This is a genomic window from Acinetobacter sp. IK23 (assembly GCF_035615275.1).
GTDB lineage: Bacteria > Pseudomonadota > Gammaproteobacteria > Pseudomonadales > Moraxellaceae > Acinetobacter > Acinetobacter seifertii.
In genome coordinates this window covers 1-21,783 of the sequence record NZ_JANBNX010000034.1, presented here as the reverse complement: position 1 = coordinate 21,783, position 21,783 = coordinate 1, and the positions used below count along the sequence as shown (strand labels likewise).

The following is a 21,783-nucleotide window of genomic DNA, read 5'->3' as shown; positions in this document are numbered from 1 at the left end:
ATATGTAACTATGGCAACAAACATTGAATCAACCCTGCATATTTCTGACCTTATCTTACAAGCAAGTCCAGTCGTCCAATTGGTCATGCTAATTTTATTGTTAGCATCAATCTTTAGTTGGTATTTGATTGCCAAGTTACATATGGGTTATAAAAAGGCACGTCAAGGTGATGAACATTTTCAAAAAATGTTCTGGTCTGGTGCTGAACTCAATACGCTCTATAACAACGCACAACTCAACTCAAAACGTTCAGGTCTTGAGGATATTTTTTATCAAGGGCTGAGTGAATTTTTCAAACTTAAAAAGCGCCACGCTTCTACTTCCCAAACGATCGAAGGTACCGAACGTATTTTACGTGTTGGTTTAAGTCGTGATCAAAGTACTCTTGAATATGGCCTTGGCACTTTGGCAAGTATCGGTTCTGTTGCCCCATATATCGGCTTATTCGGTACAGTGTGGGGAATCATGAATGCTTTTATTGGTTTAGCTGCCGTTGACCAAGTGACTTTAGCAACGGTTGCACCGGGTATTGCCGAAGCACTTATTGCAACTGCAATTGGCTTATTTGCTGCCATTCCCGCAGTACTCGCTTTTAACCACTTTACGGCTAAAGGTGAAAGCGTCTACTCTGACCGCGCATTATTTGCCGAAGAAATGATTGCATTATTGCAACGTCAATCTGTGGGTTCATCACAGGAAGATGCATAATGGCTATTCAACGTTCAGGGCGCTTTGAGCGCATAAAAAAACCATTAAAAAGTGACATGAACGTCGTACCCTATATCGATGTAATGCTCGTACTCTTAGTTATTTTCATGGTGACTGCTCCCATGATTACTAGCGGTATTAAAGTCGACTTACCTCAGGCAAATAATCGTCCAATTGAATCCAAAGATATGCCAGCCATGGTAACGATTGGTAAAGATGGCAATATTTATCTTCAATACGAAGACTATAAAGATAACGAGCCACTTTCTCGTGAAAAGCTCGAATCTGTATTAAGTGAAGCGCAAAAGCAAGCTGAGCAGGAAAACAAACAGCTTACGGTTTTAGTGAATGGTGATAAGTCACGCCCTTACGGCGAGGTCGTATCATTGATGGCAAGTTTACAAGAAGCAGGTTTAACTCAAGTTGGCCTTCTGACAGAGCCTTTAAAATAAGCTATGAACAAAAATCAAAAGCCTCCTTTTAAACAGAATGCGATTGCATTGGGCTTCACACTTGGAGTTCATGCAATTGCTATTGTCGGCTTGCTTTTTTTAGGCTTGAGTAAACCACCTGAACAGCCCAAAAAGCTAACTACTATTTTAGTTAAGCCAGAAGATTTACCACCGCCTTTAGCGAAAGAAGTTGAGCAACAAACTACAGCAGAAAATCAGGCAGAAGAAGTTCTAAGCCCAATTGTGGATGAAAATCTTCCTCAAAATCTTCCAGCAGTACCATCACCTCCTCCTCCGCCCACAGCACAACATCTTGTTGCCCAAAAGCAAAAAGCTGAGCAGGCACAGCAAGCAAAATTAGCTGAGGAAAAACGTAAAGCCGAAGAAGCTGCTAAAGCGAAGCAAGCTGCGGAACAACAACGTTTAGAGGAAGCTCAAAAGCAGCAAGCTGAAGCTAAGCGTCAAGCTGAGGCCAAAGCTGCAAAAGTTGAAGCCGAACAAAAGCGTAAAGCTGAAGCTGAGGCAAAAACCAAACATGAACAAAGTGAGGCTCGCAAAGCTGAAGAAGCAGCTAAACGAAAGGCTGAGGCCGAGGCAAAACTGAAACGTGAAGCAGAAAATGCAAAACTTCAGGCACAGCAAGAAGCAAAACGTAAAGCTGAAGCTGAGGCAAAAGCGAAACATGAAGCTCGTAAAGCAACCGAAGATGCTAAACGCAAAGCGGCTGAAGAGGCGAAAGTTAAACAGCAGAAAGTAGCTGAGGATGCCAAGCGTAAAGCTGAAGCCGATGCAAAAGCCCAAAAGCAGAAAGCGGCTGAGGATGCTAAGCGTAAAGCTGAGGCGGATGCAAAAGCTAAACACCAAAAAGCAGCTGAAGATGCCAAGCGTAAAGCTGAAGCCGATGCAAAAGCTCAAAAGCAAAAAGCGGCTGAGGATGCCAAGCGTAAAGCTGATGCTGACGCAAAAGCTAAACACCAAAAAGCTGCCGAAGATGCCAAGCGTAAAGCTGAAGCCGATGCAAAGGCTCAAAAGCAGAAAGCGGCTGAGGATGCCAAGCATAAGGCTGATGCTGATGCAAAAGCGAAACAGCAAAAAGCGGCTGAAGATGCAAGACGTAAAGCTGAAGCTGAGGCCGAAGCAAAAGCTGCATCTGCTAAAAAAGCACAGGAAGAAGCCGCTCAGAAAAAGGGTGAAGCCAAAAAAATTGCATCTTCAGCGAAGCGTGATTTTGAGCAGAAAATTAGAAATGCTTGGGATATTCCAGCAGGAACATCAGGTCAAAAAGCTACTGCGCGTGTAACGTTAAGTGATAGTGGAGCTGTATTATCAGTTATTGTTAGCTCTAGCAACCCAGATGTTAAAGCTAGTGTTGAAGCAGCGATTCGTTCTGCTGCGCCGTATCCTATGCCATCTGATCCTGATGCTCGACGCGAAGCAAGATCATTCAGTTCAACATTTACTGCAAAATAAGTATCTTGTTACATGCTTTAAATAGTTTAAGGCATGTAACTATGTTACAAAATCCACAGTCACAAAAATGCCTTCAATGACTTTAAACCTATGAAAACGAGCCGCAAACACCTTTTAGCCTTAACGCTGCTTACAGCATTAAGTCCTCTTGCACCAACAGCTGCATTTGCTCAACTACATTTAGAAATTGCAAAAGCACCTGATCAGGCGCCTAAAATCGCTATTGTTCCGTTTAACAATGACAATGGACTTTATCCAATTGTTGAAACGGACTTAAACCGTTCAGGACGTTTCACAAGTTCATCGAAAAACTTACCTGCAAATGCTGCAATTAACCAGATTCAAGCATCTGATTGGCAAGCTGCAGGTATTCCATACGTTGTTACAGGGCAAATTAAGCAAACAGCTGATGGGTTTGAAGTCCATTACCAACTTTATGATGTGCAAAAACAGCAATATCTTCTAAATGAGTTGTTAAATGTACCTGCTTCGCGCATCCGCCAAGCTGGACATATGGTTAGTGATGCTATTTATCAAGCTTTGACTGGTATTGCAGGCGACTTTAGTGGTCGTATCGCTTATGTATTACGTAATCCAGCTACTCCTGCTGAACGTTACACTTTACAAATTGCGGATACAGATGGTGAACAACCAAAAACTGTTCTCTCTTCACGCGATCCTATTCTATCTCCGACATGGACTCCTGATGCCAAAAAAATTGCTTATGTTTCCTTTGAAACTAAACGTCCAGCAATTTACCTACAAGATCTTTCTACTGGAACACGTGAAGTACTTACCAGCTTTAAAGGTTTGAATGGTGCGCCGAGCTTTTCACCAGATGGTAAATCAATGCTATTTACAGGGTCAATGAATGGTAACCCTGAAATTTATCAAATGGATTTATCAACTCGCCAAATCAAACGTATGACAAATGACACGGCAATTGATACAGAAGCTCGTTACACCCCAGATGGAAAAGCTTTTATTTTTACATCTGACCGTGGAGGCTCTCCTCAAATTTATCGCTATGATTTTGGAGATGGCTCAGTAAAACGTTTAACATTTAAAGGGTCATTTAATGCACGTGGCACTCTAAGTGCAGATGGTAAAAAAATTGCACTGGTGCATCGACCAAGTGGTAGCAACTATAAGGTTGCTATCCAAGATATTAATACAGGGATTGTTAATATTCTTACCCCTACGAGTTTAGATGAATCACCAAGTTTCTCACCAAATGGACAAATGGTGGTTTACGCAACTCGTGAAGGGAACCGTGGTTTACTGTCTGTCATGTCCACTGATGGTCGTTTCCGTATGAATTTACCAAGTGAACAAGGTGAGGTACGTGAACCAGCCTGGGCACCTAAATAACTTTTTCTTCCATTGATGGAGATGATGATGAAATCAATCAAATATTTGGCTTTTCCTCTACTTAGTGTAGCGCTTGTCATGACAGGTTGTGCGAGCCGTAAACCAGCAACGACTGCAAATGCTGGTACTACAAACCCAAGCACCGTAAACACGACAGGTTTAAGTGAAGATGCTGCATTAAATGCCCAAAATTTGGCAGGTGCTTCATCAAAAGGTGTAACTGAAGCAAATAAAGCTGCTTTAGCTAAACGTGTTGTTCACTTCGATTACGACAGTAGTGATTTATCTGCTGAAGATTATCAAACACTTCAAGCCCATGCTCAGTTTCTTATGGCAAATGCAAACTCAAAAGTTGCATTGACAGGTCATACAGATGAACGTGGTACACGTGAATACAACATGGCTTTAGGTGAGCGTCGTGCAAAAGCTGTTCAAAGCTACCTCATTACAAATGGTGTAAATCCACAGCAACTTGAAGCTGTAAGTTATGGTAAAGAAGCTCCTGTTAACCCAGGTCATGACGAATCAGCTTGGAAAGAAAATCGCCGTGTTGAAATTAACTATGAGGCAGTTCCTCCTCTATTAAAATAAAATATCCCTTTAAAAAATAAACGCCCATCTATGGGCGTTTATTTTTGCTTTCTTAATTTAAGAAGATTTATTTTCCTCTTCTTCTGAATGTTGCATCGACTCAATCAAATCATGCTTATTAAAAGCTTTATATTCAGGTTTAGCTTCATAGTCTTTCCAAGCTTCCTGAACACTTTCTTTCGAAATTTCTTCTAAATTGATTGGTTCACCTGCCGTTGGGGTCGCATCAAACTTCTTAGTTGTCATTTCGATTCTCCTAAATATACATTCCTTTGCTATGCAAACAACATACCATGTAAAATGAGGCTTGTAAGCATAAATGCAACACAAATAAAGTAAGATAATTTTTATTTTCCGGCATTCTCATCTAGAATATGCCACGTATTTATTTGACTCATTTTGATGCTTGCGCACAGGAGCGTTTTTTTATGTCCAACCTCACATTGTCCCAATTTTTACAACAACAAAAAGGGAACCTAACACCTGAGTTGGCCCAAGTCATCGACACCATTGCTACGACTTGTAAAACCATTGACCAAGCCCTACAAAAAGGTGCTTTGGCTGGAATTTTAGGTAGTGCTGGTAATGAAAATGTTCAAGGTGAAACACAGAAAAAACTTGATGTGATTTCTAATGACTATTTAATTGATGCTTTAAAAGTTCACCCTCATGTTGGTGGTCTTGCATCTGAAGAGCTTGATGAATTTACACCTGCGCAAGAAAACGGCGAATACTTAGTTTTATTCGACCCATTAGATGGCTCAAGTAATATTGATATCAACATGTGCGTAGGAACAATCTTCTCGATTCTTCCTGCAAAAAATGCAGTGACACAGTCACAAGATTTCATGCAAGCAGGAACTCAACAGGTTGCTGCTGGTTATGTGTTATATGGCCCATCAACAATGATGGCTTTAACCGTTGGAAACGGTGTAGCGTTCTTTACTTTAGACCCAGAAACTCAAACATTCTTACTTACTACAGAGAATGTTCAAGTATCAGCAGATACTCAAGAGTTTGCAATTAACGCATCTAACCAGCGTCATTGGGAACAACCAGTAAAACAATATATTGAAGAGTTACTTGCAGGTAAAACATCTGTACGTGAAAAAGATTTCAATATGCGTTGGGTTGCATGTATGGTAGGCGATATTCACCGTATTTTATGCCGTGGTGGTATTTTCCTTTATCCATATGACTTAAAAGACCCGAAAAAAGCAGGTCGTTTACGTTTAATGTATGAAGCTAACCCAATGAGTATGCTTATTGAACAAGCAGGTGGTTCATCAACGACTGGCCGTGTTCGTATTTTAGATATTGAACCTACAGAGCTTCACCAACGTGTTCCTGTAATTATTGGTTCTAAAAATGAAGTGGAACGCGTAACAAGCTATCATTAATAATTTAAATTATAGAGGGCGTCATATAGTATGATGACGCCCTTTTGGATATATCCTTATGGCGGTTATTTTTTTAGAATCAAAAGACAATGCAAAAATTAAACATTTGCGTGGTTTAATTGAACTCAATAGCGCCCGAAAAAAGCATCAGCAAACAGTTCTTGAAGGTACTCACCTTTGCCTAGCTTGGTTACAACAACAGAAAAAGCTCTTTTCGTTGTTTACCACTGAACAGGCATTGGAACATGACGATTTAAAGAAAATTATCGAACTTCATCAGGGTCATGTTTTTATTATTAGTGAAGTTCTATACAAAGACTTAAGTACCTTAGGTAATACTCTTCCTTGTTTGGCTATTATTGATTTACCTAAAACAGCATCAACGATTGATTATAGTTTAGACACTCTAATTCTCGAAAATGTACAAGACCCAGGCAACGTAGGTACATTATTACGTTCAGCAGCAGCAGCAAATATTAAACAAATCATTTGTACCCAAGGCTCTGCCTCCCTCTGGTCTCCTCGCGTTTTAAGAGCAGGTATGGGAGCTCATTTTAGCTTACATTGCTTTGAAAACTTTCAATTGACCGATATTCTTCCTAAATTCGATATTCCTGTTTTCGTTACAAGTTCTCATCGCTCAACCAGTCTTTATTCAAAAGATCTTTCAAAGCCATGCGTTTGGATTTTAGGCAACGAAGGACAAGGCGTAAGTGATTATGCTTTAGAGCATGCGCAGTCGGTGACAATACCGCAGCCCGGTGGTCAAGAGTCATTAAATGTAGCAATTGCAGGATCTATTTGTTTTTTTGAAATGGTTCGCCAACGCCAATAAAACGTTAATTTATTTTACATCGCTCATATTTGTGAAAAAAATCATTTACACTACTAAAAAATAGCCGATTGTTGTCAACCTCCCACCTCTTTTCAACGTTATATAAGAGATATATTGAAGATAAGGTGGGTACGTCCAATGACAGGATTTTCCATCTCCATGGATTTAGCACCGAAAAAGTCTCGATCGGAAGCATCTAGTGTTCATGCCAGCACGGCTGAGCAACGCCTAAAGGTTTTTATGCAAGATGTTACGGGTCGTGCTTTGGTGATGATGGAGAGTGCTACCCAAAGTCAACAAGGCATTGCGATGGACTTGGTTCAAGAAGCATTTATTGCTTTACACAAGTCTTACGCCGATCGAAGTACTGAAGAATGGTATCCGCTGTTTTATACTATTCTAAATAACAAGCTTCAGGATTGGCGTCGTAAAGAAGCACGTCGGGCAAATCCATTTTCATTCTTTAAAAAAGTTAGTCTAGACAATGATGATGAAGAAATCATTGATGTTGTCGATGAAAAAGCAATCAATCCAGCAGATTTTCTAGATCAAGCAGTGACGATAGAAGAGATACGAGAAGCGATTGCAAAACTACCTGTTCGTCAACAGCAGGCTTTCATGTTACGTGCTTGGGAAGGGTTTGACACTCATACTACAGCACAAATCATGAACTGTACTGAAGGTAGTGTCAAAACCCATTATCATCGAGCAATTCAGGGACTTAGAGAGTACTTAGCACATTTAAATCCCATGGGAGGTTCTAATGAATCATGATGATTTCACTAAAAAGGTGACGTCTAAACTCGATAGTTTGGCTGATCACCATAAAAATAAAACAGTGGTAATGAATCATGTGCTTGACCATATCCAACAGAAGCCAGCATCTTACTATAGTATCTGGAAAATGACGGGTTTCGCACTTGCCGCAGCAATTACTGGTTTTGTCATTTTACCAAATTCAGCGGAGTTGATCGAAAAGCCACAAAATCAAGTTATTGTAAATCCTAAATTATCGCCACAGATGGTTGAAGATTTAGAAATGCTGATGGTGTTGGGTGAGGATAAAGTTCAACATGGTAGCTAAAAAGTTAGCACTTATCCTTTGTTCATTAAGTTTCCTGCAAACAAGTTTTGCAGGTTTTGAACGTTTCTGGATTTTTTCTAAAGATGCCAATACACAAGTAGATGATACTTGGAATGCTATGTCTGAAGAAGAACAACGAGCTGTAATTAAACGCTATCAAAGCTTAAAAGAATTACCAGCAAACCAAAGCGCTAATCTGCAACAACGCATGGATTGGTTCAACCAACTCCCAGATGCAGAAAAGCAGAAAATGCGTGAAGCTTGGCAAAAAATGAGTACACAAGAGCGTAATGATTTACGTCAGCGTATGCTTAAAGCAAGTGCAGACGAAAGAACAGCTATACGCGAAGAATATATCAATAAATATTTAGAACACTAATCTAAACTTTTAATAAAAATGCTTGTTTTGAAATCCGACTAGCAATAAAAAAGCCTCCTATGGAGGCTTTTTTATTTTTTCTTATTTACGATAACGTCTATAAGCAATCAAACCTAACAGTGATGCAATAGAGAGAATACCTATACCTCCCCCACCACTTCTTGAATCATCAGTTGTAGTTGCTGTGCTTACTAAATTAATCGTTCCTGCGCTAGCTGAAATAGTTCCATCTGCATCGTATACATAGTAGGTCAATGTATCATTGAAAGTATTAAACACGTTGCTCGCTTGAATATAGATGTTACCACCATAGCAAGTATTACCACTATCATCTTTAGGACACGGACCTTCCCGATCTGCTTTCACTACCTTGAAAATACCGTCTTTTGAGGTTTTGCTTGGTATATAAATTGGTAACTCCACACCTTGATCATTTACCCAAAATTTAGGTTTATTTGGTTTAGTCTTAAGTGTGTTTACAGGACCATCCCCATCATCATTAGCATACTGTAATAAATTTAAGGGAATGACTTCATTTGCTAAATACTTAAACGTTACCGTACCATTACCAGCAACGGGTGGAATATTATCAAAGCGAGCTTCCAATAACCCAGATGATTGTGTGGTTCCATCTTTACTGCTAATCGTATATTTACAATAGTTGTAATCACCAGCTTGGGTAATAATATCATCTGATCGATAGAATACAATTTGCTGCAAAGCAGCATTCCATTCACAAAAGAGTCCATCATCTTTTTTAATGCTGGTAACTTTATCGTCGATTAATCCAGTTCCAACAGTTTCAAGATTAATATTGTAGTCAGTTGTATTAAAGAACTTCAAAATATGATTACTATCTTCATTTGGCAAAGGTAAGCCATTTGCTTTCAAATCAATATAGATTGCTCGATATTTTGCATTTGCTTTGGTTTGATCAAGAAGGTTTTTATAATTTGCTGAATCAATTTTTAATACATTCAACAAATACGCATAATCTGGATTCAATATATTTTTCTGAACGGTATCATACTGAGATTGATATTTAGCCAGCAAATCCGTAAGAGAGGTATTACCCAAACCTTTTATATCACCAGCAGTAAGTTTCATTAACTCGACTGAGCCAATATCACAACTATTACGACTATTTGGTTGATAATATAATTTACTGTCCGCAAGTCGTGATAAACCTCGTTGGTCTATAGACGTACAGGTATCTTTACCTTCAGGATCTACATCTACTAGATTTTTGCCACCAATATTATTTTTTGGATAGTAAATGGGTAGAAAACCAGTTTCTGGAGCAGAGGCATGTAAAGGTTCAAGTAATGCATTAAAAGGCTGACCAGCTATATCAACAGTTCGATGTGTAGACGTCAGTGCTTCTGTTGGTAAGTCACATTTCGCAGAATCATTTGTCAGATTCAAAGCATTAAATGATAGTGCGAAACCAGCATTTTTTAAATCAGCCGCAGGTCCTATAAAGTAATGACAAGCATAGGTTCCCAAATTATAACCAATTACATTAAACCTTAACTCTTTACTTCCCATAGTGTCATATAAGAAGGTGCTATAAGCGTTATTTTCAACAATAGTATTATTTTTTAAAGATAAAGTACTGTTAGCGCTAAGTATGGTTGAAGGATTAGGAGTACCATTTGGAGTAGCATCACCGGTAAATTTCAAAATACTGCCATTTACTGTATTTGCAATATTTTGAGCAATGGTATTAATTGTAAAAGTTGCTTTTGGCTCCCCGCAAAACTCAAAAGTATTATTAGAGCTATTCGAACCATTATTGATAATACTAGAAGAGGTAAATGTTACTTCCCGTTTTGCATAGGCTGTACCATTCCAACAGCTCATCGAAAGCACACTTCCAGATGTTGCTGTATTACCTTGAATTAAAGAATGTGTTGTAGACAAATTAACATTATCACCACCCAGAAAAATTGCTCCTCCTTTTGGAGCTTGAGAGTTTAATATCTGAGTATTGAGCAATGTGACATTGCCACCAGCATAAATCGCACCGCCAAAATCTGGTGCTACACCATTTTCCAAAATAACGTTTTGAATAAATAGAGGCTGTTTATTTACGGCTGTGTTGAAAATACGCGATTTTCCAGCAGCATTTATTATTGTCTGTAACGGTTGTAGTGCTGGATAGTCATTGGTTAACACACTTTTTTCTGACCAATTTTTATCTTGATCTTTTTCACCGAACCCATAAATTGCTATATCTGCATTGGGAACCAGCTCTTTATTTAATGTATAAGTCCCTGCTTTTAGTTGAATCACCTGACTTTTAGAGGTGTTATAGACGGTACATCCATAATCAGATCTTCGTGTTTCAGCAACTTTTATTGCTTCTCTTAACGAGCAAGCATTAGGATTCTCACCATCCTCATCTGCAAAAGTTGTAACTTCAATTCTTTGATTTGTTGTATCAGCAAAAAGAGGCATAGCCGCCAGCACGGCTAGTGCTAATACTGCTTTTTTATAATTTTTCATAGTCCTCATCCCTGATTATGACTTGAAACGGCGTAGCGCGATTAAACCAAATAACCCTAAAATTAAACCGCCACCTACACTTCCCCCACCACCAGTACTTACAGATTTATCTTCGATACCAGATAAAGGTTCTTGGACTACAGTCGCCGGAATCGAGACATATTGGAAATCTGTTCCATCATTAAATCTTGATACACTCGTAACAACTTGAATACTAAAAATGTCTGCACCGTGCCAGTTTCCATTTGGTGTGTAAACGACATTTCCGTTCTGGTCTATTGTTATGCTGCCTTTAGAAACTGGAGTATCAGTGCTCTGTTTTATTTTCAAACAACCTGGTTGCCAGTCTTTACCATCAGGTCGATCACCAAATAAACGTTTACAAGTAGCAGGTGTGACCAAATCAGCTTCACTTAAAGAATCTAAAATATTAAATTTTGCAACTTGTCCATATTTAATATCTTGCCCAACAGTCGCAATTTCATTATTTAAAATATATTCAACTGCTCCTAAGTCGCACAGCTCATCATAGCCACTACGGTTTTTTCCACGTTGGTCAAGTCTTTCACAACTAGCCAATCCAATCGATGAACCGTCACTATATAGCCGTCCCTTATTGATAATTAAAGAATCAGCTAGGCTATTATAACTCTCGAGTAGACGAGGCTTAAAAAATCCCAAAAAGCTATCTTTCGGCGTGCTAAATGGGCATAACAAACCATCTTTCGCTGTTACATCACAGACACCTTCATCGATATCTCCAGCGATTAACTTTTCACTAGCAGGAAAAAGGATATTAGGTAACTTTGCAGTAGCATTACGATTACAGTCAGCAATCACTAAATTACTTTGAATAACCGTCTTGTCATCTGTATTTGCAGTACAGTTTGCAGTGTTACCCACTAATATACTGTTCGAAACAGAAGCATTTCCCTGTGGAGCATCGAGAAATAACCCAGCTGCATTTTTGATCATTGTAATGTTATTAACAAACATTCCATCTTTAATGTTTGCAATAAATCCAACTTTATTGTGGAAGAATGTACTGTTACTAAAGCCTATAGCACGTACATTTAAGTATCCTCCTGTACTTTCATCATCAAATTTTGTTGCACCATAAAATAATGCGCCATCTGAAGAAGAAACTTCATTATCACGTATTACAGATTGAGTGACGAGATATAAAGGCTGTTCACTATAAATAACACCACCTTGAGCCGCTTTATTATTTTGAATCAAGCTATTTATAATATTTACAAAACCAGCAGTTTGGCCTGTTTTAGATAACAATCCTTGATTGTAAATTGCTCCACCCTGATTCGCATACCCACCAATCAATCGTGAATTTTGGATAGTCAATTTTTCATGGTTTAAAATTAAACCACCTGTTAATACCTTAGAGTTTGAACCTGCGCCTTGTAAGTTAAGATCACTCAAGGTCACAGCAAAGGATGCTTTCTCTACACTACCATCATCAATTTTAAATAGCTGATCTGTACCCACCATCTTTATTGTTGCGTTATGGGAACCAGGCTGATCAGTATCAACTATCGTAGAATCATTTTTTGCGGTACTGATCGTAAGAGGGGCTGTAATCGTTATTTTTGAATTTAACGTATATTCGTTATCACGCTGCAAAATAATATTTGATGAGGAATCTTTATTTCCACAGCCATGATAGCCATTTGCATATTTTTCAACATCAGCAGCGTTTGATGAACCACGATAATTCAGAAATTGTACCGCTTCTCGTAAGGTACATACCGTATCATCTTTATCTTCATCAACTAAACTTGTGACTTGAATATCAGCAGAATAAGCGTGCCCAGCAGCAGCCAATAATGCAAAAGCAATGCTCCGTTTGAGCATACCCTTCTCCTTACCTATTTTTTTCATTTTTCTTTGTCAATATTGCAAAGTTTTAACTTTTGCAAACGCATCCTTTGTGCGTACTTTGTCACAGGAGTCAGAATTTCTCAAGATCTTTTGATCGGTCTATAGCGTCATTTTAGATAAGCAGCTTCATAAATATTTGTTTAATTAAACATCTATTAATATATGTATATTTTACTTATCTAAAAATTTAGTAGTGCACTTTAGAATTTAAATTATAAGTAGTTAATAGATGAATATTTTTTATAGTAAAGCACAGGCTTAGGCTAAAAATTAAATTTTTTTATTGTTGATACTCATCAATTAAAGCATAGATTTGTCTTAAAGTTGCATTTGACAGCTTCGTCTTCTCACCTTTAAGAAGTTTCTCTAATTGAGCTACCGTTTGCAATAATACAGATGCTTGATGAGGTCCATGTAAAAGCAAATAATCTACAATCTGCTGATCGAAATGAATCCCGCGTCTAGACATCACAGAGGTTACTAAAGCATAGCGATCAGCATATAAGCTTCCGCTTGGAACTTTTACACTCACTGCTTGCGTAAGTCTTGATTGTAAATCTGGTAACTCTAATTTCAATTCAATCGGCGCAACACGCGAAGAAAACACGAGTTGCCCTTCATGATTATTCATTAAGTGAAAAACCGCTTTTTGCCAGTGAGGCACACCACTAATTGACTCAATATCATCTAAAGCAACTAGGTCATAGTGCTCTAAACAAGTAATTGCCTCAATTGGAGCGTCAAGCAGTTCAAGCAGAGAAACTTTTATTGCAGACTTGCCTACTTCTAAATAAGAATCACAAATTGCTGATAGCAAATGACTCTTTCCCGTTCCTGCTCCACCATAGATATAAAATCTATTCACTAGACCTGCATGTAGTTGACGCACTGCATCAACTACATGCCCCCAACCCGGTCCCGAAAAATCACTGATTCGAGCATCAAGTTGAGGTTCTATATCCAGTTGGAGTTGACGCATATAATGAATTGGCCTTGAAATTATTTCTGATCTGAAAGATTCGGTGTATCTGTATCTTGCTGTTTTTTAACTTCAAGATCAAGTTTAGTATCTTCAGTTTCTATATGAATTTGCTCAATATTGCCTTCTTGGATCACTAATGTAGAAGATGGTGCATATAATGAACTCTTTTCATAGTTTTCTCTTAAATGTTTCAAGAGCACTACAATCACAGCAGCTACAGGTAATGCGATCAACATGCCTAAGAAGCCAGCAAGTTGTGCACCTGCCAAAACGGCAAATACGACAGCAACAGGCGAAAGACCAATTTTATCACCGAGTAAGAATGGTTGCAGAATATAGCCTTCTACTGCCTGACCAATCATAAAAACCACACCAACCAGTAATAAATGCATCCAGTCCATTCCAAACTGGAATAAGCTTGCAATAACAGCCGCAATAATACCGACTGCAAAACCTAGATATGGAATAATACTGGCAAGGCCTGCCACCATACCAATAATAAGCCCGACCTCTAACCCAATGACTTGAAGACCTACCGCATAGACGATACCGAGTAAGAGCATTACGAGGAATTGTCCCTTAACAAATGCTCCTAAAACACTGTGACATTCACGAACAATTTGCAAAGTCGTTGCTTCATATGGACGCGGAATGAGACGACGTAAGTTTTGTAGCATACGGTCCCAATCAAGCAAGAAATAGAAAGCAATAATTGGAATTAAAACAATTGTTCCGCCAATCTGAATAAAATTCAGACCTGATTGCGCAAGCTTTAATAAAACAGCCTGAATACTGTCAGCACTATAATTGGTCTGGACATAATCCATGACTGCTTTCGACATTTGATCGGTGTCAATTTCCATTTGCTGGACATGGAATGTTGAAGAAATCCATGGTAATAGCTCTGCATTAATCCAATGAATCCCAGCAGGAATACTATCTCGTGCATAAACAAGCTGTTTCCAGATGAGTGGAACTAAATACCACAAAGCTACGGTTAAAGTTACACCAATACCGATAAAAACAATGCTAATTGCCAACCAACGAGGGAGCTTAATTTTTACTAGAACATCGACCAGTGGACTAAATAAATAAGCCAGGAAAAAAGCACCAAGAAATGGAATGACCACAGGCTTGAGCAAGTATAATACCCATACCAGCAATACAATACCTGCGAGTAAGAAAATACGGCGCAGCATACGATCTTGCATAAAATCTAGCCTTTTTTGATTTAATCGTTATAAATAGAAAAATATTTTTATTAAAGATAGCATTTTCGAGCATAAATAACATAAGAGTTTCGTATATTCAGGTTATAATCTGCCGCCAATGCGGAGACTTCATTTATGAGCAACTCAACTTCTACCCCAAATACCGGCTTAAGCTATAAAGATGCGGGTGTTGACATTGAAGCGGGCGACGCACTGGTCGATCGTATCAAGTCAGTCGCTAAACGTACAACTCGTCCAGAAGTAATGGGCGGACTTGGTGGCTTTGGTGCACTATGCAAAATCCCTAAAGGTTACGAAGAACCAGTTTTGGTTTCTGGAACCGATGGTGTAGGTACTAAATTACGTTTAGCACTTAACCTTAATCGTCATGACACAATCGGCCAAGATCTTGTGGCTATGTGTGTAAACGATCTTTTAGTTTGTGGCGCAGAACCATTATTCTTCCTCGACTATTATGCTACTGGTCACTTAAATGTAGATGTAGCTGCAAACGTAGTTACTGGTATCGGTAAAGGTTGTGAACTTGCAGGTTGCGCACTTGTAGGTGGTGAAACAGCTGAAATGCCAGGTATGTATGAAGGCGAAGATTACGATCTTGCTGGTTTTGCCGTAGGTGTTGTTGAGCAAAGCAAAATTATTGATGGCTCTAAAGTAAAATCTGGTGATGTACTTATTGGTGTTGCCTCAAGTGGTGCTCACTCAAATGGTTATTCATTACTACGTAAAATTTTAGATGTTAAGAATGTAGACTTAACTCAAGTGATTGATGGTCGCCCACTTGCTGATGTAGCAATGGAACCAACACGCATTTATGTAAAACCAGTTCTTGAGCTTTGCAAACAAGTTGATGTACATGCTATGGCACACATCACTGGTGGCGGTTTACCGGGTAACTTACCACGTGTATTACCAAATGGTGCTGAAGCAGTAATTAATGAAGCTTCTTGGGAATGGCCAGAATTATTCAAACTTTTACAACGCGAAGGCAATGTAGAACGCTTTGAAATGTACCGTACCTTTAACTGTGGTGTAGGTATGGTGATTGCAGTTGATGCAAATGATGCAGAAAAAGCAATTGAAGTGCTTAATGCTCAAGGTGAAAAAGCTTGGAAAATCGGACATATCCAAGAAAATGCTGAATCAGTGGAAGGTGCAGACGAAAAAATTCGTGTGATCTTTGAATGATGAAAATTGCTGTTCTAGTCTCTGGGAACGGCAGTAACTTACAAGCCTTGATAGATGCACGTCTATCAGGGCAAATTGTAGGTGTATTGTCTAATAAAGCCGATGCTTATGCCCTAGAGCGTGCTCAAAATGCCAATATCGCGACAGCGGTAATTTCGCATAAAGACTTTCCTAGTCGTGCCGATTTTGATGAAGCGATGCATCAGCAACTTATGGCTTGGCAAGCTGACGTTGTTATTCTAGCTGGCTTCATGCGTATTTTAACTGCAAACTTTGTCGATAAATGGCAAGGTAAAATGCTCAATATCCATCCTTCGCTATTACCTGCTTATAAAGGTGTTAATACACATCAACGTGTATTAAATACAGGTGATCGATTGCATGGTTGTACAGTTCACTTTGTAACTTCTGAACTTGATGCTGGTCAAGCAATTGCTCAATCTGCAATTGAAGTCAAAGAACATGACAATGTTGCCTCTTTGGCAGAACGTGTACATAAACTTGAGCACTTTATTTATCCTCAAGTTGCAGAATGGTTATGTAATGGCCAACTGACATGTAAAAATGGACAAGCCTATTTCCGTAATCAAATTCTTGAACACCCTATTCGTTTTGCATCTTGGTAAAAGGTTTGCTCAACGAAAATTAAAAAAGGACATGCATGCATGTCCTTTTTTATAGAAATCTTATTAGCGTGAATTGCTATGAATAAGCTTCTTAATATAATTCACTGTGTCAATCGGATGCTCTAGTGGGAACATATGCCCTCCTTCAACAACACTAAATGGAATTCCCATTTTACGCTTTGCCATTTGAGGGAAGCCTCTTTTTAAGAAGGCACTTTCTTTTCCTACAACTAAATGTACAGGCATTTTTGGTTTTGGCATAGGTAACCACCACCAAGAAGGATTTTTACGGAAAATCGCAACTTCATCTTCACGAGAAATAGTGAGAGTTACGCCGCCACGTACCGAATCTTCTTTCAAAGCATAATCAATGTAAGCTTGAAAGCAGTCTTCATCAAAGTCTTTATAAAAACCTTTTGGACGCAATAACGAAGCCGCTTGCTCACGTGACTCCCAATGTTCACGACGACGTGCAGATAAACCCGCAGGTGTCATGTCATCGACTATTTTAGGTTTAAACAGTTTTGCCATATGAAAAGCAAAAGAGTATCGACCCAAAATAAGAGGCGGATCTAACATAATCACTTGTAAGAAAAGCTCAGGGCGTTTAAAGGATGCCATTAAGGTCAAAACTGAACCCAGCGAATGACCAAGTCCGATCACCTTTCGCCCTTTAGCTTGACGAACAATACTATCAATCACCTGATCAACCAAAAAAGGCCAATGATCGGTAATTGGATAACGTTTGTCAGGACCAATAAGAGGAACATAAATGATGTCATACTCATCTTTTAATTGATCAAACAATTTTTGATACACCATAGATGGCACACCATTAGCATGCGCAAAGTGTATAACCGGTTTTACTGACATACCGTTATCCTGATTTAAATTATTGTAGCTTGGCGTTTTGACTGGTCTCTAAACGTTGAGCAACCGACTCACTTAAGCCTTTACCCATTTCTGCACCCATTCGACCAAGAATAGATTGTAATGGGTTACGTTCAATCGTGTAGTCAACTTTATTATCAAGCTTCAGTTCACGCATCAAGCTCGTAATGTTACCTGAACGGTCAGCAACACCTAACTGAATTGCTTGTTCACCAGTCCAGAAAAGACCAGAGAAAATAGCAGGATCATTAGATTTTAAGCGTTTCCCGCGTCCTTCTTTCACTGCATTAATAAAATGAGTGTGGACGTTATCGAGTACAGATTGAATGTGCTCTCTTTGTACAGGATTGATCGGTTTTGTCATACTTAAAATGTCTTTATTGGTACCCGCTGTTAAAGTACGGTCTTCAATTCCTAGTTTTTGAGCTAAGCCAGTAATGCCATAATTTGGCATAATGACACCAATTGAACCGACTAAACTTGATGGATTTACAATAATTTCATCAGCAGCAGAAGCAATATAATAAGCACCTGAAGCACCCATATCACCAATTACTGCATAGACTTTCTTATCAGGATGTTCTTTTTTCAAATAGCGAATTTCTTGCCAAATTTCATCTGACTGAACAGGAGAACCGCCAGGAGAATTAATATTAAGTGCAATTGCTTTGCTATTTGAAGCTTCAAAAGCACGTTTAAGGGCTTTATTTGTATCTTCACTATTTACCGCTTGATTGCTTGAAGCATCAATGGTTCCAACAATATCAACCACAGCCAGATGAGCACTACTGCTGCTTGCTGCAGAGCTTTCCTTGCTGGTTGAGCAACCTTTACCCATTAATACAACAATGAACAATAGATAAATAAAAGTAAGTGTTTTAAAGAATATACCCCAGCGACGACTACGGCGTTGTTCTTCCACAGAAGCGAGTACCGCTTTCTCAAGGATTTGCCATTCTGGTCCGTTCTGTTTAGGGGTTATAGGTTCATTTTGTGGTTTTGGTGGCCAATCGGACATAAAATTCCAATCCAAATCAATCGAAATGATGTCATTATATACATTGATTTGATAAAAACTGTCTAAATAATATGATTTCATTTATAATATTTTTGTCTTTTTTTACTTGTTGTTTCCTCTCTACTGCTATAGATGACTAGACCAGATTCAAAAAGCATGAACTATCAATTACTCAAAACATTTAGCCGACTACCTATTCAATTTGGGCGTTCTATTGCTCGTATATTGGCTGGCGTAGTAAATACTCTAAAAATTACCAGAACATCAAAAAGTATAGAACTTAATTTAAGAATTGCTCTGCCCCATTTAACACCGCAACAGCGTATAGCGATTACAGAAAAAGCTGTAAGAAATGAGCTGACCTCATATTTTGAGTTTTTAAGTATTTGGGGTTCATCTAATCAAGAAAACATTGATCGCATCCATCGTATAGAAGGTGAACAATATTTTCATGATGCACTAGCTGAAAAAAAAGGTGTTGTATTAGTCGTCCCACATTTTGGTACATGGGAAGTCATGAATGCATGGTGCGCCCAGTTCACATCAATGACCATTTTATATAAACCAGTCAAAAATGATGATGCTGATCGTTTTGTACGAGAAGCTCGCAGTCGTGAACAAGCAAATTTAGTTCCGACCGATGAAAGTGGTGTAAGACAAATTTTTAAAGCACTCAAAAAGGGTGAAACTACAGTCATTTTGCCAGACCACACTCCAAATATTGGTGGAGATATGGTGAAGTATTTTGGTGTTCCACTTGCTTCAAGTAATTTAAGTGCAAAACTCATCCAAAAAACAAAAGCGAAAGCTTTATTTCTCTATGCAATCCGTAATGAAAATGACGGTTTTACCATGCATATTGAACCTATGAATGAGAAAATTTATGAAGGCTCTGCGGACGATGGTACTTATGTCATCCACCAAGCAATTGAGCAGCTCATTCATAAATATCCAGAACACTACCACTGGAGCTATAAACGCTTTAAAGCAAACCCAGCTTTAGATAATGTTTATAATATTGACCCTTTAGAAGCGATTAAAACTGTTAATAAACTCAAAGCTGAAGCTTTAGAGAGCTCTACGCAACCATAGCCGCTCAAAACGTCGGTCGTGTAAAACCATTTTGTGGCTTTCCAGAACAAAACTTAACTTTCCTTGCTCTACTGTACTTTTAAGTGGGATATGAAGGGCTTTTAAACGATTGATAACCTCTTGGCTAGGATGGCCATAACGGTTATCAAACCCTGCTGATGCAATTGCCAGTTTTGGTTTTAAAGTTGCTAAGAAATCATAAGCAGAGCTGTGCTTGCTTCCATGATGACCCAATATCAAAACATCTACTTTTAAGCTTGGATAGTCTTTTAACAGCTCGTACTCTGCTTCCCAGCCTGCATCTCCCATAATCAGAAAATTTTGGTAACCACTGACTCCTTTGAAATGAAGATATACCACACAGGAATATTGATTCTGTTGAGAAGATACAAAAACTAAATCTTTTTGTTTAGGCCATAAAACTTGGATATCCACCTCTGGATATTGCCAGTGTTGACCTTGATGACAATATTGAAATGACTGTTTGAGAGTATTTGAAGATTGCTCATTTGAGAGAACCTGCTTTACAGGAATCTCCTGCTGAATGGCTGGAAAAGCGCCACTATGATCTTGGTCAAGATGAGACAATACAACACGATCTAATTGTTTAACTCCTTGTTGGCGTAAAAAAGGGACTACAACATTTTGACCGATACTGAATTTTTTTTCATCGTAGGAACCACCTGTATCAATTAGCCAGTTTTGTTCAGGCTGCTGCAACAAAATAGCCTGCCCCTGTCCAACATCTAAAATATGAAGCTGAATTTGCTGGTTCGTTTTATTCACTACAATTAGGGGTAAACAACAGAGTAATCCCCACGTTTTTGGGAAAACGCCTTTAGGCAAAAATAAAATAAGGATACCTAAACTCACTGCGAATAAAGCCAGTGGCGTCAAGCTTATACCTTGTAGTGGTAAAGAGAGTTTTTCTAATAAGGTTAGGCAACTTAGTAAGATACTGAGTAAAATATCATTAAACTGAAATAGCATATTCCCGAATGGTTTGACGATAAACCATGCACAAGCAGCCAAAATATTTAAAGGGACAATAACACCACCAACAATAGGCACCGCAACAATATTGGTTAATGGAGCAACCCAAGAAATTTGTTGAAAGAAAAGTAAGGTTAAAGGACTCAATGCAATAAATATTTTGCCTTGAGACTCAATTAACACCTTACTCATAATAATCAGTTTTGAACTCAGACTTAAAAAATGTTGCTCAGGTAACTGCACTATAGTTTGGTAAATTCTTAATAAAATAAAGCATGCCCCATAAGACAGCCAAAAACCTGCAGAGAGGACACTAAACGGATCCATTAGCAACAGTAGACTGGCGCTATATACAAGTAATGCAAATGGTTTAAGGGGTTGTTTTAATATTAGGAAGGAAATAAATATAGAGACTGACAACAATGTCCGTAGTGCAGGAATTTCAAACCCAACAAAAGCTGTATAAATTAAAACCCCGAAACTGAATGGTACAGCCAATAAAACTTGTTTGGGTTTCCATAAATAAATTTGAGGGTAATAACGACAAATGAGTTGATGGCACACCCAAGAAAACATGATGGCAAAAATAAGTACATGTGGACCCGAAATCGCCAATAAGTGAGCAATTCCTAATTGTTTAAATTGTAGTTGAGTTTCATCTGATTAAAGACTTTCATCACCAGTCAGCAAAGCTAAAAGTAGGCCCTTTTGCTGTAATGAAGAATTGTGTAATAGATACCTAAAAGTTAAGCGAAGCTTTTCTATATTTAAATGAAATCTATTAAAAAAGGACTGCTGTCCTCTTAAATGCTGTTGATATCCTAATCGATAGATCTCATCAAGGCTTAAAGGTTCAATATGCTGAACAGTAAATCCAGACATTATATTTCGCTGAATAAACCACTTTTCCTGATCAAAAGCTCCTGTTGTGGCATAACTATGGAGCCTGTAAATTATTTTGTGTAAGTTCCATTTTTTATAAATGATCTTTTAATCGATCATCGAACTGAATCGTAAACCAATTCATTGCTAAACGCCAATTTTGAATTGGCATCGTCCATTTCTTCGC

General features: G+C 38.5%; 20 protein-coding genes and 1 pseudogene. 13 read left to right on the top strand and 8 right to left on the bottom strand.

Annotated elements, in window-relative coordinates:
* Window positions 1-10 precede the first annotated feature (10 nt).
* From tolQ to pal, 5 genes are all read left to right on the top strand, one after another.
* A complete protein-coding gene (gene tolQ, locus MSG95_RS16975; protein WP_004699890.1) occupies window positions 11-709 on the top strand; it encodes a protein TolQ in 699 nt (232 codons plus the stop codon).
* Window positions 709-1,161, top strand: coding sequence for a protein TolR (gene tolR / locus MSG95_RS16970; RefSeq protein WP_004699888.1), 453 nt, complete (start codon window positions 709-711; stop codon window positions 1,159-1,161). The genes tolQ and tolR overlap by 1 nt, the downstream gene beginning before the upstream one ends.
* A 3-nt stretch (window positions 1,162-1,164) precedes the next feature.
* Window positions 1,165-2,631, top strand: a complete 1,467-nt coding sequence (gene tolA / locus MSG95_RS16965) for a cell envelope integrity protein TolA (protein ID WP_004699886.1) — start codon at window positions 1,165-1,167, stop codon at window positions 2,629-2,631.
* Window positions 2,632-2,721: 90 nt separating this feature from the next.
* Window positions 2,722-4,002, top strand: coding sequence for a Tol-Pal system beta propeller repeat protein TolB (tolB, locus tag MSG95_RS16960; RefSeq protein ID WP_004699885.1), 1,281 nt, complete (start codon window positions 2,722-2,724; stop codon window positions 4,000-4,002).
* 27 nt (window positions 4,003-4,029) lie between these two features.
* Window positions 4,030-4,593, top strand: coding sequence for a peptidoglycan-associated lipoprotein Pal (pal, locus tag MSG95_RS16955; protein WP_004699882.1), 564 nt, complete (start codon window positions 4,030-4,032; stop codon window positions 4,591-4,593).
* A gap of 57 nt (window positions 4,594-4,650) precedes the next feature.
* Here pal and MSG95_RS16950 read toward each other — a convergent pair whose 3' ends face one another.
* On the bottom strand, window positions 4,651-4,839 hold the full coding sequence (locus tag MSG95_RS16950) for an NF038105 family protein (protein ID WP_002052586.1): 189 nt from the start codon (window positions 4,837-4,839) through the stop codon (window positions 4,651-4,653).
* Between the two features lie 182 nt (window positions 4,840-5,021).
* On the opposite strand from MSG95_RS16950, the gene MSG95_RS16945 reads away from it, so the two are divergent.
* From MSG95_RS16945 to MSG95_RS16925, 5 genes are all read left to right on the top strand, one after another.
* Entirely contained in the window at window positions 5,022-5,993 is a 972-nt protein-coding gene (locus MSG95_RS16945; protein ID WP_004699879.1) for a class 1 fructose-bisphosphatase, read from the top strand.
* Between the two features lie 58 nt (window positions 5,994-6,051).
* Window positions 6,052-6,828 (top strand): TrmH family RNA methyltransferase, encoded by a 777-nt coding sequence (locus tag MSG95_RS16940; RefSeq protein WP_004699877.1) that lies wholly within the window; start codon window positions 6,052-6,054, stop codon window positions 6,826-6,828.
* Window positions 6,829-6,987: 159 nt separating this feature from the next.
* Window positions 6,988-7,602, top strand: a complete 615-nt coding sequence (locus MSG95_RS16935; protein ID WP_004699875.1) for an RNA polymerase sigma factor — start codon at window positions 6,988-6,990, stop codon at window positions 7,600-7,602.
* The gene (locus tag MSG95_RS16930; RefSeq protein ID WP_004699873.1) at window positions 7,592-7,912 is read left to right on the top strand and encodes a hypothetical protein; all 321 of its coding nucleotides are present in this window, start codon (window positions 7,592-7,594) and stop codon (window positions 7,910-7,912) included. The genes MSG95_RS16935 and MSG95_RS16930 overlap by 11 nt, the downstream gene beginning before the upstream one ends.
* A complete protein-coding gene (locus MSG95_RS16925; protein WP_004699871.1) occupies window positions 7,902-8,291 on the top strand; it encodes a DUF3106 domain-containing protein in 390 nt (129 codons plus the stop codon). The genes MSG95_RS16930 and MSG95_RS16925 overlap by 11 nt, the downstream gene beginning before the upstream one ends.
* Before the next feature lie 81 nt (window positions 8,292-8,372).
* On the opposite strand, the gene MSG95_RS16920 is transcribed toward MSG95_RS16925, so the two are convergent.
* From MSG95_RS16920 to cxpE, 4 genes are all read right to left on the bottom strand, one after another.
* Entirely contained in the window at window positions 8,373-10,799 is a 2,427-nt protein-coding gene (locus MSG95_RS16920; RefSeq protein ID WP_004699869.1) for a CSLREA domain-containing protein, read from the bottom strand.
* Between the two features lie 15 nt (window positions 10,800-10,814).
* Window positions 10,815-12,668, bottom strand: a complete 1,854-nt coding sequence (gene rbtA, locus MSG95_RS16915) for a rhombotarget A (RefSeq protein ID WP_004699867.1) — start codon at window positions 12,666-12,668, stop codon at window positions 10,815-10,817.
* A gap of 307 nt (window positions 12,669-12,975) precedes the next feature.
* Complete coding sequence (hda, locus tag MSG95_RS16910) at window positions 12,976-13,674, bottom strand: DnaA regulatory inactivator Hda (protein WP_004699865.1); 699 nt, start codon at window positions 13,672-13,674, stop codon at window positions 12,976-12,978.
* A 20-nt stretch (window positions 13,675-13,694) separates the two neighbouring features.
* Window positions 13,695-14,888, bottom strand: a complete 1,194-nt coding sequence (gene cxpE, locus MSG95_RS16905; RefSeq protein WP_004699863.1) for a chloramphenicol efflux transporter CxpE — start codon at window positions 14,886-14,888, stop codon at window positions 13,695-13,697.
* Between the two features lie 135 nt (window positions 14,889-15,023).
* Between cxpE and purM the strand changes: the two genes are divergently transcribed.
* Together purM and purN are read left to right on the top strand one after the other, a co-directional pair.
* A complete protein-coding gene (purM, locus tag MSG95_RS16900; protein WP_324624936.1) occupies window positions 15,024-16,094 on the top strand; it encodes a phosphoribosylformylglycinamidine cyclo-ligase in 1,071 nt (356 codons plus the stop codon).
* Window positions 16,091-16,720, top strand: a complete 630-nt coding sequence (purN, locus tag MSG95_RS16895; protein WP_004699860.1) for a phosphoribosylglycinamide formyltransferase — start codon at window positions 16,091-16,093, stop codon at window positions 16,718-16,720. The genes purM and purN overlap by 4 nt, the downstream gene beginning before the upstream one ends.
* A gap of 63 nt (window positions 16,721-16,783) precedes the next feature.
* On the opposite strand, the gene MSG95_RS16890 is transcribed toward purN, so the two are convergent.
* Window positions 16,784-17,593, bottom strand: a complete 810-nt coding sequence (locus MSG95_RS16890) for an alpha/beta fold hydrolase (protein WP_004699857.1) — start codon at window positions 17,591-17,593, stop codon at window positions 16,784-16,786.
* 19 nt (window positions 17,594-17,612) lie between these two features.
* A complete protein-coding gene (sppA, locus tag MSG95_RS16885; RefSeq protein WP_019457289.1) occupies window positions 17,613-18,629 on the bottom strand; it encodes a signal peptide peptidase SppA in 1,017 nt (338 codons plus the stop codon).
* A gap of 132 nt (window positions 18,630-18,761) precedes the next feature.
* Here sppA and MSG95_RS16880 point away from each other — a divergent pair, with 132 nt between their 5' ends.
* The gene (locus MSG95_RS16880; RefSeq protein ID WP_004699853.1) at window positions 18,762-19,721 is read left to right on the top strand and encodes a lysophospholipid acyltransferase family protein; all 960 of its coding nucleotides are present in this window, start codon (window positions 18,762-18,764) and stop codon (window positions 19,719-19,721) included.
* Here the strand turns inward: MSG95_RS16880 and MSG95_RS16875 are convergent.
* Window positions 19,698-21,656: pseudogene (locus tag MSG95_RS16875) on the bottom strand (DNA internalization-related competence protein ComEC/Rec2); the annotation flags it as partial. The gene MSG95_RS16880 and the pseudogene MSG95_RS16875 sit on opposite strands and share 24 nt — an antisense overlap.
* Window positions 21,657-21,783 lie beyond the last annotated feature (127 nt).